The sequence below is a fragment of the Arthrobacter sp. TMS2-4 genome (assembly GCF_054511075.1).
Genome location: NZ_JBTNDI010000002.1, coordinates 250,416 through 265,506, shown reverse-complemented (window position 1 = coordinate 265,506; position 15,091 = coordinate 250,416). Strand labels below are relative to the sequence as shown.

10 protein-coding genes are annotated in these 15,091 nt (G+C 71.9%); all 10 read right to left on the bottom strand.

The window, feature by feature from the left end:
- Positions 1-65 precede the first annotated feature (65 nt).
- The 10 genes from ACX80F_RS04430 to ACX80F_RS04385 all read right to left on the bottom strand — a co-directional run bounded on the left by ACX80F_RS04430 (position 66) and on the right by ACX80F_RS04385 (position 14,949).
- Complete coding sequence (locus ACX80F_RS04430) at positions 66-1,595, bottom strand: IniB N-terminal domain-containing protein (protein ID WP_459335174.1); 1,530 nt, start codon at positions 1,593-1,595, stop codon at positions 66-68.
- A gap of 115 nt (positions 1,596-1,710) precedes the next feature.
- Entirely contained in the window at positions 1,711-3,900 is a 2,190-nt protein-coding gene (locus ACX80F_RS04425) for a LuxR C-terminal-related transcriptional regulator (RefSeq protein ID WP_459335173.1), read from the bottom strand.
- A 2-nt stretch (positions 3,901-3,902) separates the two neighbouring features.
- Positions 3,903-5,969 (bottom strand): Hsp70 family protein, encoded by a 2,067-nt coding sequence (locus ACX80F_RS04420; RefSeq protein WP_459335172.1) that lies wholly within the window; start codon positions 5,967-5,969, stop codon positions 3,903-3,905.
- A 121-nt stretch (positions 5,970-6,090) separates the two neighbouring features.
- Positions 6,091-7,911, bottom strand: a complete 1,821-nt coding sequence (locus ACX80F_RS04415; protein WP_459335171.1) for an ABC-F family ATP-binding cassette domain-containing protein — start codon at positions 7,909-7,911, stop codon at positions 6,091-6,093.
- A gap of 36 nt (positions 7,912-7,947) precedes the next feature.
- On the bottom strand, positions 7,948-8,919 hold the full coding sequence (locus ACX80F_RS04410; protein ID WP_459335170.1) for a 4-(cytidine 5'-diphospho)-2-C-methyl-D-erythritol kinase: 972 nt from the start codon (positions 8,917-8,919) through the stop codon (positions 7,948-7,950).
- 65 nt (positions 8,920-8,984) lie between these two features.
- A complete protein-coding gene (gene rsmA, locus ACX80F_RS04405; RefSeq protein ID WP_459335169.1) occupies positions 8,985-9,878 on the bottom strand; it encodes a 16S rRNA (adenine(1518)-N(6)/adenine(1519)-N(6))-dimethyltransferase RsmA in 894 nt (297 codons plus the stop codon).
- A gap of 379 nt (positions 9,879-10,257) precedes the next feature.
- Positions 10,258-10,902, bottom strand: a complete 645-nt coding sequence (locus ACX80F_RS04400) for a sortase domain-containing protein (protein ID WP_459335168.1) — start codon at positions 10,900-10,902, stop codon at positions 10,258-10,260.
- A gap of 38 nt (positions 10,903-10,940) precedes the next feature.
- Positions 10,941-12,077: a glycosyl hydrolase family 8 gene (locus ACX80F_RS04395; protein WP_459335167.1), complete on the bottom strand. Its 1,137-nt coding sequence runs from the start codon at positions 12,075-12,077 to the stop codon at positions 10,941-10,943.
- Positions 12,074-13,054: a DUF4397 domain-containing protein gene (locus ACX80F_RS04390; RefSeq protein ID WP_459335166.1), complete on the bottom strand. Its 981-nt coding sequence runs from the start codon at positions 13,052-13,054 to the stop codon at positions 12,074-12,076. Before ACX80F_RS04390 ends, ACX80F_RS04395 begins: the two co-directional genes overlap by 4 nt.
- Positions 13,055-13,122: 68 nt before the next feature.
- Positions 13,123-14,949 (bottom strand): ArnT family glycosyltransferase, encoded by a 1,827-nt coding sequence (locus ACX80F_RS04385; protein WP_459335165.1) that lies wholly within the window; start codon positions 14,947-14,949, stop codon positions 13,123-13,125.
- Positions 14,950-15,091: the final 142 nt, after the last annotated feature.

The following is a 15,091-nucleotide window of genomic DNA, read 5'->3' as shown; positions in this document are numbered from 1 at the left end:
CAAGCCCAACGGGAACAGCGTCCCGTTGGGCTTGCCTGAATCGTCCTGCGTGGTGAGGCGGTCGATCAGAGCGCGGAGTCCTCGACCTCGATCTCGGAGTTCAGCTCGACGTCCACCTCGTTGTCGACGAAGAACGCCGAGTCGTCGATGGACGTGAACTGGTCGGTCGAGTTGTCGGTCGAGGTGAAGGAGTCGACGACCTCCACCTCCGTGTTGATCGACTCGTCGACGTAGGTCTCGGAGTTGTCGTTGAACGAGTCCGTGGCGGTGTTCGTCGTGGAGCTGTCCGACGTGAACGAGTCCGTGATGGCGACGTCGACATCGGTGTTGATCGACTCGTCCGTGGTGGAGTTGTCGGTGTTGAACGAGTCCGTGGCGGTGCTCGTCGTCGAGTTGTCGGTGTTCAACGAGTTCTCGAGCTCGACGTCGATCTCGGTGTCCACGGAGTTGAACGAGTCCGTGGTGGTGTCCGAGTTGTCCGAGTTGTCGTTGAACGAATCCGTGGCGGTGTTCGAGTTGTCCGAGTTGTCGTTGAACGAGTCGTCGACGTCGACGTCCAGGGAGTTGTCGGAGTTGTCGGTGGTGGTCTCCGAGTTGTCGTTGAACGAGTTCTCGATCGAGTTCTCCGAGTTGTCGGAGTTGTCGGTGTTCAGCGAGTCCTCGATCTCGACGTCGATATCGGTGTCGACCGAGTTGTCCGAGTTGTCGTTGTAGGAGTCCTCGATGGAGTTGTCCGAGTTGTCCGAGTTGTCGGAGTTGTCGTTGTACGAGTCCTCGATCGAGTTGTCCGAGTTGTCGTTGTAGGAGTCCTCGGTGTTCGAGTTGTCGTTGTAGGAGTCCTCGATGGAGTTGTCCGTGTTGCCGACCGCGACCGTCGCGGAGCCGCCGGCCGAGACGTTGGTGGAGTTGTCCCTCGAGTTGTCCACCGAGTTGTCGACGGAGTTGTCGACCTCCGCGTCGTCTCCCGCTGCGACGGCGTGGTCGCCGGAGGCGATGATGGCGTCGTTGTCGAACATCTGGGTGACGTCGCCGTTGGCCCAGATGTTCTGGTTCACGGACTGGTCGGTGATGGTGTCGCGGTCGTCCACGCTGGACGTGTACGAGTAGTTGTTGACGATGTGCATGAGCTGCTGGACCGCGTGGCCGTGGTCGTCGTCGCCGCCGGTACCGGCACCGCCACCGCCACCGGGGGTACCGGGAGCGCCGTCGTCACCGTCGTCACCGTCGCGACCGGGGGCACCGGGGGCTCCGGGAGCACCGGGAGCACCGGGGTAGCCGCCGTATCCGGGGGCACCCGGGGCGCCGGGACCTGGCATCCAGCCGCCCACGGAGTGGTCACCCGGAGCGGCGACGCCGGAGGAGTTCCCGCCGGTGTCGTAGTTGCGGTCGAACGAGCTGTCGTTGCGGCCGCCGAAGCTGACCGGGGCGTAGTCGAGGACCACGGGCAGGACGGCGTCGACGTCGTCACTGCACACGTCGGTGAGGCCGGCGCTGGCCAGGGAGGCTTCGGGATCGCTGATGAAGGCGCTGGCCGCCTCCTGGTCGTTGAAGAGGTTCATCAGGAAGTCGAGGAGATCTGAGGCGAGAGTAGTCATGAGATGTTCCTTCGGTGAGATGGGATTCGCCGGCGGCACTGCTGGCTTGGATCAAACGTAGGAGTGGGGGTGGGGGCGGGACATCGGTAGCACCACCCCTAACCCCGGGCGCGCATTAGGGGATTCGACGGCCCCGGTTAGGGGATCCCATGGGGGTGGGCCCGCGGCCCCGCAGTGGGGAGGCGTCCACGGAGGTGTCCTCCGCCGTGGCCTCGAGCGACGCGCGGAGCCGTGCGAGCAGGTCGGAGCGGGATGACGCCCCGAAGCGGCGCCGGATGCGTGCCACATGGTGCTCCACGGTGCGCGGGGAGATGAAGATCTCCTCGCTGATCTCACGGTAGGTCCGTCCCTGGAGCACCAGCTGCGCGATCTCCCGTTCACGGCCGCTGAGCGCCGGCCCGCCGGTCCGCCGCGCTGCGGCACCCCGCGTCCTCCCTCGGGCCCCCGGTGCACCGGCGCCGTGCAGCGCGGGGCCGGGGCCCGGCGTGCCGTGCGGCGTCGCTGGGCCGGCACCGGCCGGTTCCCGGTCCGCCGACGGGGCGGGCACTGACGGGGCGGGCCCGGCGTCGGGGCGTGTGATCGGCTCCGGTGCCGGGCGCAGGTCCCGGGCGCAGGAGAGCAGCCGCGTCATGTCCCGGCGGTCGTCCGCCCGGGCCGAGGCGTGGCCTGCCAGCCGTGCGCCTTCCCAGGCGAACCCCGCTGCCGCGAGACCCTGCGCTGCCGCCTCGACGGCGTCCGTGTCGAACCGCCCGGCGAGGACGGACACCCACGCCTTGCCGGCGAGCGCGAAGGTCCCCGCGAGGGGGTAGGCGGAGTGCTGATGGACCAGCGCCGTCGCGTGCGGGGCGAGCTCGGCGGGGCGCTCGAGCAGCAGCGCGGCCTGGGCGGCGGACCAGTGCAGGGGCACGGACCACAGCGGCGGGTTCCCGAGCTTCGAGAGCAGCGCCCAGGCCTCGTCGAGGTGGGGCCTGAGCCCGTCGGTGTCGCGGACGCGCGCTGCTGCGATGACCAGTTCGGTGAGCGGGAGCACGGTGAAGAGATCCACGGAGACGTGCAGCAGGGCCTCGCGGGCGCGCTGCCAGGCCTGGACGAGTGCCGCGGTGTCCCCTGCCCGCCGGGCCAGGCCCACCTCGAGCGCCTGCAGCAGCAGGTCCTCCCGTGGGGTGAGCCGATGATCGTGTGCGTGGGCCTCGGCGCAGAAGGTCCGCGCCAGGGCGGGCTGGTCCGTGAGCATGGCCGCCCAGCCGCCGAGGAAGCACAGCCGCGGGCGCAGCACCGGGCCGCCCTGCCCGCCGGCGAGCGCCGCCTGGATCACGGTGAGTGCCGTCTCGTGGTTGCCGGCGAGGAGCGCGACGGTCGCCGCGAGGCAGGCGGGCAGTTCCGAAGCGGGGGCCACCCGGCCGGTCGCGGTGAGGGTGTCGGAGGCGCGGATGAGCACGGGCACGGCGCCGGCGGGGTCGGGGCCGAGCGAGTGCTGGGCACCCTCGGCGAGCAGGAGGTGTGCGACGTCGACCAGCGACGGCGACGCCGTGGAGGCGCCGCCGTCGGCAAGCATCGCCCGGGCCCCCGTCACGTCGCCGGTGGCGAGCAGGGTGAGCGCGCCGAGGGACTCTGCCCCGGTGGGTCCTGCCCCTGCCGCCCAGCGGTGCACGTCGGCCGCTCGCGACATCATGCCCCGGTGCGCCCAGAGCGCGGAGGCGACACGGACGGCCCGCCCGGCGTCGGGGAGCGTCGGCTCCGCCCCGGCGCTTCCGTGCCCGAAGTAGGTATCGAGGATGCGGGAGGCGGCGTCGAGGTCGCCGACGCCGAGCGCCGCCTCGGCCCGGCGCGGGGCGGTACCCAGGGCGTCCGCTCCGGCGCTCACAGCCCGCTCGAGGAGGTCGAGGGCCGCCGCAGGATCGGTGCCCAGCAGCGACGTACCCTCCTCGGCGAGCACACCGGCCACACGGTCGTCGACGAGGCCGTCGGCGGCGAGCCGGCGCGCGAGCGCGCCGAGGGGCAGGGACTCCCTGCAGTAGAGGTCCACGAGGGCACGCTGCAACCGGCGCACCTGGTAGGGATCAGCGTCCTCGAGCATGACGGCGCGGAGATGGGCCGACGGGCGGCCGTCGGGCTGCACGAGGCCGGCGGCCCGGGCCGCCGCGGCCAGCTGTTCGGCGGGCACGCCCTCGTTGTAGAGCAGTGGGGGGACGAGCCCCGGGATGGAGAACCCGATGCACAGCGCGAGGACCACCTCGTAGGTCGCCGCGTCCAGGGGCCGATCATGGAGGGAGGGCGCGCCTGCCTCGACGTGGTGGGCGGTCACGGTCACGACTCCGCGGTGGCGGAGGACGGCGTGACAGGCTCACTGGGCGGCGGGTCGGTGGGCGCCGGCGCGTCGAACGTGGTGGTGGGCTGCGGCTCGGGATCGGTGGGCGGCGGATCGGCCGGCGCAGGGTCCACCGGGGGCTGCGTGGGTTCCGGGGCCGGCGTGGTCGGAGCGGGGGCCGGCGTGGTCGGAGCGGGAGCCGGTGGGGTCGTGGGTGGGGGAACCGCGGGTGCCTGGGTCGGAGGAGGTACGGGTGAGGGCGTCGGCGTGGGGAACGGAGCAGGAGGCGTCGGGTCGACCGGCGTGGTGCCGGGCTTCGGCGTGGTCGGCGACGGAGAGGACGGCTTCGGCGTGGTCGGCGACGGTGTGCTGGTGCGCGGCGGGGTGGTCTTCGCGTCCGCCGTGGGCTCCCGATCCTGCGGAGCGGTCTTCTCCGGCGCGGCACTCTCCGGCGCCTTGCGCGTCGGCGCTGCCCGCTTCGTGGCCTCGGCGGACGGCTCGGCGTCCTTCTCGGCCTCTCCCGACGGGGTGGCCTTCCCGGCGTCGTCCGGTTCCGCGCCGACCTGATCCTCCACGGTGTCCAGGAACGTCTCGTCGTCGTCCGGCTCCTCGAGCGGACCATCATCGTCACCGGCCGGATCCGTGGCTCCGCTCCCCGGCTCCGCCGTCGGCGCGAGGCCCTCGGCCGCCTCCGCCCGCTGATCCCCGGACAGGGCGGAGAGGGCCGGGAAACCCGGGGCATTGGTGGCGGACGCCGTCGCGATACCGAGCAACGCGACGGCGGCGGCGACGGCCCCGATCCGCACGCCCAACCGCCGGTTCGGTGCCATGGCGACCGGACCGTGGGCGGCCACCGCGGTGGGGCGGGGGGCCGGCAGCGCGAATCCGGCCGCGTTGGTGACCGGGACGGCGGCCGCGGCCCCCGTGGCTCCGGCGCCTGCCCCCGCAGTGGAGTCGTCCGCCCCGGACGCGTCGTCCAGGACGGAGGTGGCGAATGCAGCGCCGAGGGCCACGGAGGCCTTGGGGTCGACGTCGATGGCGAGCGGGCGGTCGAATTCCTCGGACAGGAGCTGGGCGACCAGCGGGATGCGGGACGATCCGCCGATCAGCAGGATCGCGGTGAGGTCCCGGGCATCCACTCCGGCGCTCTCGAGGGCCGCGCGCAGCGTCACGAGCGTGTCGCCGAGGGCCGGTTCGATCATCGCCTCGAACTCCGACCGGACGAGGCGGACCTGCGAGTGGGCGCCCGGCAGCATCACCGGGACCGTGGCTTCGGAGTCGGAGGACAGCGCCTCCTTGGCCTCCGCGCACTCCTTCCGGAGCCGCGTCAGCGCGGTGAGGATCTCGGGTCCGGGGTCGAGGTCGGCCGGCGGGAGGTCGGAACTCCCGAGGACGTGGTCGAAGATCTCCTGGTCGAAGTCCGCGCCGCCGAGCCGCTCGAGCCCCTGCGGGGTACCGAGGACCGTGAATGTGTCGGCGTCGGTCTTCCGGAGCACGGTCGCGTCGAAGGTTCCGCCGCCGAGGTCGTAGACGGCGAGGGTGCTGCCGGCGGGGACCTTCTCCCGTGACGCGTAGGAGAGCGCTGCGGCCTCGGGTTCGGTCAGCAGGACGACGTCGCCGACGCCGGCCTCGGCCAGGGCCTGCCGCAGCAGGGACGTGCGGTGCTCGCCCCACGCCGCGGGGTGCGTGAGGGTGACGCCGTCGGGCGCTTCGCCCTCCCGCTCGGTGGCGACGCCCACCACCCAGCTGACGACGGCGGCGATGAGCTGCTGCGGGAGGACGGATGCGTCGCCGACCAGGAGGGGGACGTCGTCGCCCATGCGCCGCTTGAACTCCCGAGCGACGCGGTCGGGCTGCGCGGCACCCCTGCGTTCCGCGGCCTCGCCGACCAGCCGGGTGCCGTCGGCACCGAGGAACACGACGGTGGGGATGGCTGCGGCCCGGCTGCCGAGCGGGAGGACCTGCGGCACGCCGGCAGTCTCGCCGTCCGTCCGGAGGATGGCTGCTGCCGTGAAGCTGGTACCTACGTCGACGCTGAGACCGTAACCCATAACTCCCCATGTCATGTTCGTCCTTGACCACTGGGGCCCAGCTAACAGGACGGCACACGCCAAAACGAGAGTAGCTTCACGCACCCGCTACTTGTCTTGAAGCACGGATTACTTGGCCTGGCGACGTCCGACGGGGCTACTCGCCGAGGATCTCGGCGGCCTCCATCCACTGCCCCTCGAGGTCCCCGATCTCCGCCTGCAGCTCCTGCAGGCGGGCGTTCAGGCCCGCGATGTGCTCGAAGTCGGCGTCGGGCCGCGCTCCGGCGTCGTTCATCTGCTTCTGCGTCTTGTCCTTCTGGGCGTCCACCTTGGTGATCTGCCGCTCGATGCGCGTGAGGTCCTTGCGGGCCTGCCGCAGCTCGGCCTCGGACGTGCTGCCGGCGGACCCGCCGCTGATGGCCGGGGACGCGGCGCTCCCGGTGGCCGTGAGCGGGCCGGCGGCGTTCCGCAGCTCGAGGTACTGGTCCACACCGCCGGGCAGGTCACGGAGCCTGCCGTCGCCGAGCAGCGCCATCTGGGTGTCGGTGACCCGCTCGAGGAGGTAACGGTCGTGGGAGACCACCACGAGGGTGCCCGGCCAGCCGTCCAGGACGTCCTCGATGGCGGACAGCGTGTCCGTGTCGAGGTCGTTGGTCGGCTCGTCGAGCATCAGCACGTTCGGCTCCCCCACGAGCAGCCGGAGCAGCTGCAGGCGACGGCGCTCGCCGCCGGAGAGCTCGCTGACCCTCGTCCACTGCTTCTCGTTGGTGAAGCCGAGCTGCTCCACGAGCTGGCTCGCCGAGACTTCCTTGCCCCCGACGGCGAAGACGCGCTTCTCGGCCTCGATGACCTCGATGACGCGGCTGTCGCTGACGTCGTCGAGCTCCCTGACCTCCTGCGAGAGCACGGCGGTCTGGACCGTCTTGCCCCGCTTGAGCTTGCCGGCGGTCGGCTGGAGCTCGCCGTTGAGCAGCCGCAGCAGCGTCGTCTTGCCGGAGCCGTTGACCCCGACGAGGCCGAGCCGCTGGCCGGGTGCGAGCCGCAGGGTGATCTTGTCGAACAGCGTCCGCTCCGCGCCGTCGCCGTCGTCGATCGTCAGGCTGACGTCCTCGAGGTCGAGGACGTCCTTGCCGAGCCGTGACATGGCCATCTTGCTGAGCGCGAGCGAGTCGCGGGGCTCGGGGACGTCGGCGATGAGCTCGTTCGCGGCCTCGATGCGGAACTTCGGCTTCGCGGTGCGGGCGGGAGCGCCGCGGCGCAGCCAGGCGAGTTCCTTCTTGACGAGCTGGACGCGCTTGGATTCGACGACGGAGGCCATGCGGTCCCGCTCGGCGCGCGCGAGGACGTAGGCCGCGTAGCCGCCGTCGAAGTCGTCGACCACGGCGTCGTGGACCTCCCACGTGTGGTTGCAGACCTCGTCGAGGAACCAGCGGTCGTGGGTGACCACGAGCATGCCGCCCTCGGTGGGCCGCCAGCGCTGCTGGAGGTGCCGCGCGAGCCAGGCGACGCCCTCGACGTCGAGGTGGTTGGTGGGCTCGTCGAGCATGATGACGTCGTCGTCGGCGATCAGCAGTTTCGCGAGGGCCACGCGGCGCTTCTGCCCGCCGGAGAGGGAGGACACCTTCGCGTGCCAGTCCACCTCGGAGACGAGGCCGCCCATGACGTCGCGGATCTTCGGGTTGGACGCCCACTCGTGGTCCGCCTGGTCGCCGACGATCGCGCGCCCCACCTCGAGGTCGCCGTCGAGCACGTCCGACTGGTCGAGGTAGCCCACGGAGACGTCGCGGCGCTTGGTCACCCTGCCGGAGTCGGGCGTGCTGCGCTGCGCGAGGAGTCGCATGAGGGTCGACTTGCCGTCACCGTTGCGGCCCACCACCCCGATGCGGTCGCCGGCCTCGAGGCCGAGGGACACGTTGTCCAGGATGGTGCGGGTGACGAAGGCGACGCTGAGGCTTTCGGCGCCGAGAAGGTGTGCCAAGGAGATACTGCTTTCGGTTGGAACGGTGGTGCGCGGTCAGGCCGCGGATTCGGTGGCGATCCGCGCCCCGTGGGCCGGACCGTGGACGGTCATCGCCTGCAGGCCTTCGGCCCCGAGGAGCGACTCCAGTTCGGCCGCGTGGCCGGAGCTCCGGGTGAGGAAGGCGATGGTGGGACCCGATCCGGAGACGATCCCGGCGAGCGCACCAGCGGCCTTGCCCGTCTCAAGGATATCGCCCAGGCCGGGGGCGAGCTCGATCGAGGCGCGCTGGAGGTCGTTGTGCAGCAGCGGCGCGAGGCCGAGGGCGTTCCCGGCCCGCATGGCGCCGAGGATCGCGGGATCGATGGCGGGCTGCGGGTCCGGGTCGATGCGCTCGCGGGAGCGAATCCTGTCCAGCGTGCGGTACACCTCGGGCGTGGAGAGCCCGTAGTCGGAGGTCACGAGGACCCAGTGCAGGGGGGTCTTCGAGATGGCCGGGGTGAGCTGGTCCCCCACACCGAGGCCGACGGCGGTCCCGCCGACGAGTGCGAACGGCACATCGGCGCCGAGGTCGACGGCGATCTTCGCCAGTTCGTCGCGGGTGAAACCGCTGCCCCACAGCGCGTCGCAGGCGAGCAGCGCCGCGGCGGCGTCCGCCGAGCCGCCGCCCATGCCGCCGGCGATCGGCACGCGCTTCGTGATGTCGAGGTGGACGCCGGTGCGCCCGGGGCTGAGCTCCGCGAGGAGTTCCGCGGCACGCACGGCGAGGTTGCTGCGGTCCAACGGGATGGACGCGGCAGGGAGATTGAGGGTGCCCTTCGCGTTGACGCTGACGCTGATGCCGTCCCCGGCGGTCTGGGTGGCCGTGACCTCCTCGTACAGGGACACGGCGAGGAAGACGCTGGCGATGCCGTGGTAGCCGTCCTCCCGGGGCGGGCCCACCGCGAGGGAGACGTTGATCTTGCCCGGGGCCCGGACGCGCACGGACCGCGCGCCGGAGCGCATGTCGAAGGTTCTGCCCGAGGCCATACCCTCCAACCTAACGCACCGGGTTCCGCGGCTGCGTTCGCGCTGCCCCGCCCCGTCGCGCGCGATCAGTGCGTGGGGGCGGCACCCGGAGCCTCCACACGGGCCTCCGCGATGCGGGCGAACGCCGTGATGTCGAGGACCTCGCCGCGTGCGGTCGGGTCCACCCCGGCCGCCCGGAGGGCCTGTTCCGCGAGGACCGGGCTGCCGGCCCAGCCCGCGAGCGCGGCACGGAGCGTCTTGCGGCGCTGGGCGAACGCGGCGTCGATGACGGCGAACACCTGCTCGCGCGTCGCCGTCGTCGCGGGTGGTTCCCGGCGGGTGAAGCGGACGAGGCCCGAGGCGATCTTCGGCGCCGGCCAGAACACGTTCATGCCGATCACCCCCGCCTTCGCCATGCTGGAGTACCACGCGGCCTTCACGGACGGGACGCCGTAGGTCTTCGACCCGGGAGGCGCGGCGAGCCGGTCCGCCACCTCGTCCTGCACCATGACGAGTCCGTGGCGGAGGGACGGGAAGCGTTCGAGCAGGTTCAGGACGACGGGGACGGCGACGTTGTAGGGCAGGTTGGCCACGAGCGAGGTCGGGGCGTGCGGCAGGGCGGTCACGCGCAGGGCGTCCTCGAGGACGACGTCGAGGGACCCGGCGCGGTCAGGTCGCCAGGCGGCGATGGTCTCCGGCAGCTTCCCGGCCAGGACGGGGTCGATCTCGACGGCGACGACGCGCTCCGCGGCGTCGAGCAGGCCGAGCGTGAGGGACCCGAGGCCGGGACCCACCTCGAGGACCGTCTCGGCGGGGCCGAGATTCGCGGCGGCGACGATGCGGCGGATGGTGTTGCCGTCGATCACGAAGTTCTGGCCGAGGGTCTTGGTGGGGCGGATGTCCACCTCCGCAGCCAGGCGGCGGATGTCCGCTGCTCCGAAGAGGGGTGCCGGCGGGCCGGCGGCGGGGGGTGTGGTCACCCTGTCATCGTATCGGTCCGGGTGTGCCGGAGCCGGCGACGCCTGGTGGAACCCCTGGTCTCAAGGGGGGCTCCGGGCGCCGCCGGCCCACTGGGCGGCCTCCCGGCTGGGAGGGAGACCACCGGTCTGCCGCTGGCTTCCGGTCTCAGGAGAAGCCCGGCGGGCGGACATCCCCGATGCCGGTGCGACGCGGCGGCGGTTCTGCCTCCGCTGAACACTACGAAGGCGCTGGGGGCCGGGCACGCGTACCGCCCACGCGAGTGGACCGGGCGGACACTGGCGTGCGGTCCGCCGGCCACCCGTCGCCCGGCATCCCGCTACGCAGGACGACCCGCCCGTCTCCGGCGGATCGTTCCGCAGCGACGTGGCAGCCCGGGGATCACTGCGGGACGGCCGTGGCGAAAACGATCATGTTGTGCGTCCAGTGGTTGCGGGTGGGGTCGTACTCGCCCTCGCAGGTGATGAGGCGCAGCTGCGCGTCCGGTGTGGGCCCGTAGATCTCCGCCGTGGGGAAGGCATCGGTGCGTTCCGCGGTGATCGTGCGGTCGACCGCGAAGGTGCTGGTGGTTCCGTCGCCCCGCGTCACCGTCACGAGGTCGCCCGGGACGAGGTCGCCGAGGTCGATGAAGACAGCGGGCCCGTCGGGAGCGGTGAGGTGTCCGGTGATGATCGAGGGTCCCTGGTCGCCCGGGACCGGGCTGCTCTCGTACCAGCCTGCCGCGTCCCAGGCCTCGGGCGGCTGCAGCTCGTCGGTCTGGTCGAGGGCCAGTACTTCGAGGGGGGCCTCGACCCCGATCGACGGGATGCTGATGCCGACCGGCGGCCGAGACTCGGCCTCCGCCGTCCCGTCCTGGGCGGAGGGGTCCTGCAGCGGGCGGGCCGATGCCGCCGGGGACGCGGTCTGTCCGCTGCCCTCGGCCTGGTTCGTGGCGGCCGGTGTCGGCGAGCAGGCGCTGAGCGTGAGGGCTCCGGCGAGCATCAGGGCGGCGATGCTCGCCGGGCGCACGGGACGTGGAGGGTGCAACGGTTCTACCTTCTGTGGTGATGACGGGGACGGGCCGGTCAGCCCTGGTGGGGAGGACAGCCTCCGAGCGTGTCCGTCTCGAGCATGAGCCTCCCCAGGGCGTTCCATGCGGCGCCGTAGTAGGTGGGGTACTGCTCCGCCGCCCGGGCGGCCCGCTCGATGTCCTCGGATGCCTGCGCCTGGTCGTCCGCGGACGCGGCGGCCGCGGCGCGGGCAAGATAGGCGAGGGGGTGCTCGTCGGGGGTCAGTGCCGTACCGCCGAGATCGAGTGCTGCAGGCAGCCGGTCCTCGCGGTTGAGAGGTTCGAGCAGCTGGGCGGCCAGTCGACGGTCGGCCTCGAGGCACGACTCGGCGAAGCGCAACGGGACGCGGGCGGCGTCGTAGCTGTACCGCACGTCCTCTCCGCCGCCGGCGGCTCCCGGCATCGGGTTGAGCTCCCCGTCGGCGGTGACCTGCGCCCAGTCCGGAGGCAGCGGGCTCTCCTGCAGCAGGGCGGCCGTGACCTCGGTGCCGCCGGTCGCCAGCTCGGTCCACCGTGGGTCGCCCGTACTCTCGGCCAGGACGAGGAAGGACACCGGGGAGGCGTAGGAGGGGTTGTAGAAGTAGTCGGGCCCGCCCGCGGCCCAGGTGCCCGGCAGAAGGATCCTTCCCAGCGGTGTCGGCGCCGTCATGGACTCCATGACGGCGTCGGCGAGGCGGTTGCCCGCCTCCGTGAGATCGGGCCGGTCGAACCGGTCGCCGGCCAGGACCAGCGCCCTCGCCGCGTCGACGTCCGCATCCGATGCCGGTTCCTCGTCCACGATCCGCCCGTCCTGCCAGCGCCAGGCCAGCAGGCCGTCGTCGCGGACCAGGTTGTTCCGGGTCCACTCCCAGATGGTGTCGAGGCGGTCCTCGTCCCCGGCCCCCAGGGCGAGGAGCAGACCGTAGGCCTGCCCTTCGCTGACGGTGTCGCCGCCCTGGTCGCGACGGACCACGCGACCGTCGTCGTCCACCCACTCGTCGAGGAAGTCGGCAGACGCCTCCTCGGGGGTCACGGTGTCCTCCGCTGCGGGCCCGCCGTCCGACGGTGTTCCGCCGAACCGGATCGCGCCGGTCGCCAGCAGTGCGATGACCGTGGTGACGGCGAGCGCCAGGATGCCACCGCCGATGATCCAGGCAAGGGTCCTGCGCCTCATCGACTGGTCCGGGCCAGTGCCCGGCCGATCCCTCGCGGGCCGCCGTGGGCTACGAGAGGGACCGCGATGACGGCTGCGACGACGAGCAGCAGGGACCAGGTGACCGACGGGCCGGTATTGCCTCCGGAGCCATCGGTCGTGGTCGCGCGCGCGTCGGCGTCGGTCGGGGCCGCGCCGGTATTGGTGCCGCCGACGGGCGTGGCGGCGACCGCGCCGACGTCGGACACGGCCTTGACCGTGAGTTCGCCGGAGGCGTTGTCGAGCACGAGGAGCGTGTTCACGGTCCCGGCCGCGAGGTCGACCTCCTCGGTGCTGGCCAGGGACCCGCCGAAGACCTGCAGGTCCCAGAGCCCGGCCTCGACCGTCGCGTAGCCGGTCACTTCGCCGCTCTTCGTGCCGGCGGTGAGCGTCTTCGTGCCGGAGTCGGTCTTGATGTCCACCGTCTCGGCGAGGGTGCTCGCCTGGATGACCCGGACCCGCGCCTGGCCGTCGGCCGGCGGGGTGAGGTCGTCGCGGACGACCCTCGCGGTGAGCTCCTCGTTGGTCCCCAGGACAGCGAGTGTGAGCGGCTGGCCCTCCTCGACGGTGATGAGCTGGTTCAGCTCGGGTACTGCGTCATCGGTGCTGTCCGCGGGGGTCAGGTCCACGGCGTAGGCGCCGGCGGGAAGCCGGAGGTAGTCCGAGACATCGCCGTACGCGAGGTCCTCCAGGTCCACCGGGGCCTGCCCGCCGGCGACAGCGGTCAGGGTCGCATCGAAGGACCCCGTGTCCGGGGACAGGTGCGCCACCCGGGCCCAGCCGTCGGCCGCCGGTGACGCCTCCGCCGCCTCGGACCTCCCGGATCCGACGACGATCACGACCAGGCCGGTGATGAGGGCGATGAGCAGTACCACCACCCAGCGCGCGGGAGATGCGCCTGCTCCGCCCGCATCCGTACGGTGCCGAGGACGGGTGGTGCCGGAGATGTGAGCAGTCATGGGACTTCCTGAACAGTAGGTGGAGCACGTCGATGGGGAGGCGCCGGCCTGCGGCGTTGCCTGCGACGTCAGGGCAGGGTGAGGACGGAGCGGTGCGCCGCGATCGAGAACGTCACCAGGACGCCGTCCTCGGTGCGGGTCGCCGATTCGGCGGCGAAGGAGCCGCCGAGCCCCTCGAACCAGGTCTCGTGGGCCTCGGCCTCGGGAGTGCCGGGATCCAGGGGCGCACCGTTGGCCGCAGTGACCAGCACCTGGCGACGGAGGGATCCGTCCTCTCCCTCGACCGAGGGGAACGACACCGACAGGGATTCGTCGATCGCCGCGCGGCGACTCAGGGCCGCCACGACCCGCGCATCCACCTGCCCCGAGCTCAGCTGCGCTTCGGCCTCCTCGTCGAGCTCGAGGGCGGGATTCTGTGCGAGCTCGACGCCCACGGCCGCCCGGCCCGCGTACATACGGGCCGTCTCCTCGCCGAGCGTCTCGGTCCCGTCCGGGTAGATCCGGCGGACGTCGACCCGCTGGGGTCCCGTGCCGAAGGACGCCATGACCTCGGAGTTGGTCAGCGCTCCGTCGACCTCCGGGAACTGCTCGGGCGACGTGCGCATCGACGTGGTGGTGATGATGTAGTCGGCGTCCTGCCACCCGTTCGGGGAGGCCCTCATCACGTCCTCGTCGGTGTCCATCTTGTAGTACCAGATGACGTTCTCCCGCTCGAATCCGCTCTCCACGAGGTCCACCCACATGGCGTCGTCGACGATCAGTCGTGCCGATTGCGGGATGTTGGTCTCGACCCAGTCCTGGGCCTGCACGCCGGGCTCGTCGAGGTCGCTGAAGAGAAGGCCCCGCAGCTGCGCCGTCCAGAGAGGGGCAGCGATGGCGGCGGCGAGGGTCAGCGCGAGCAGGACCGCACCTGCGCCGAACCGGCCACCGGCTGTGCCCCTCCGCACCCGCGCGAGCGCCCACCCGGTGACGCCGGCCACCAGGAGCGCGGCGAACGGCAGGAGCATGATGATGTAGGGCACGGGCAGGTAGCCGCCCGGTCGCAGCATGACGACGATGAGCGCCAGCAGCAGCACGGCGAACGGCCGCAGGTTCCGAATGAACAGGCCGACGACCGCCGCCGAGATCCCCGCGACGATGAACACCGGATCGAGCTGCCACCACATCGCCAGGGTACGGCTGGTCATGCTCTCCGGATCCGTCACCGGGCCGCTCGGGTCCCGCGACGTCAGCTGGAAGGCGATGCCCTCGAAGAGGCTGACCCGGTCCTGACCCGGGAACAGTTCGCCCTTCACTGCGGCGAACAGGATGTAGCCCGCTCCGACCAGCACGAGCACGCTCGTCGCGACGGACAGCGTGTAGCGCCGCGTGGCAGGCCACGCCGACCGATACATGACGAACGCCACCAGGGGCAGGGCCAGGAGGTACGTCTCCTTCGTCAGGACCGCGACCCCGAACAGGACGGCCGCGCCGACGAATTCGGCGAGCTGGTGCTTGCGGCTCATGGCGAGGATCAGCGCGCCGAGGAGCCACGGGGTCGCGATGTTGTCGAGGTACACGGTGCGGTGGAACTGGAGTGCCAGCGGGGACAGGGCGAACAGGAGCGCAGCCCCCGTCGCCGCCGTCCGGCTGAGGCCGATGCGGCGTGCCAGCAACCAGCACAGCGCGGTGCTGATGAGGGTGGCCACCAGGACCGCTTCCCGACCTGCCATGACGGCGGTGTCCCAGCGCTCGAAGGCGCCGGTGAGCTCGGTGTACGCGGCCAGCTGGATCCAGCCCAGCGGCGGATGGTCGTACCAGTAGGTGTAGTGGGCCAGCTCCCCGAGGTGCGTGACGGCCCACGCCTGGGCGACGTAGGTTCCCTCGTCGTCGATCCGCTGGGGCGATCCGCTCATGTTCCAGGCCTGGACAAGACCCGCTACCAGCAGTGTGGGAAGCAGGAACAGGGGCGCGCGTCCGTGGACACGCCGCCACCGGTCCCACCGCATTTTCGGCGATCGTCCGGCCGGAGCCGCGTTCCCGGGAGCCCGAGCGGGT

Coding starts and splice junctions, on each gene's coding strand:
- ACX80F_RS04430 (WP_459335174.1), bottom strand. CDS start 1,595: ATGACTACTCTCGCCTCAGATCTCCTCGACTTCCTGATGAACCTCTTC.
- ACX80F_RS04420 (WP_459335172.1), bottom strand. CDS start 5,969: ATGACATGGGGAGTTATGGGTTACGGTCTCAGCGTCGACGTAGGTACC.
- ACX80F_RS04410 (WP_459335170.1), bottom strand. CDS start 8,919: ATGGCCTCGGGCAGAACCTTCGACATGCGCTCCGGCGCGCGGTCCGTG.
- ACX80F_RS04395 (WP_459335167.1), bottom strand. CDS start 12,077: ATGAGGCGCAGGACCCTTGCCTGGATCATCGGCGGTGGCATCCTGGCG.
- ACX80F_RS04390 (WP_459335166.1), bottom strand. CDS start 13,054: ATGACTGCTCACATCTCCGGCACCACCCGTCCTCGGCACCGTACGGAT.
- ACX80F_RS04385 (WP_459335165.1), bottom strand. CDS start 14,949: ATGAGCGGATCGCCCCAGCGGATCGACGACGAGGGAACCTACGTCGCC.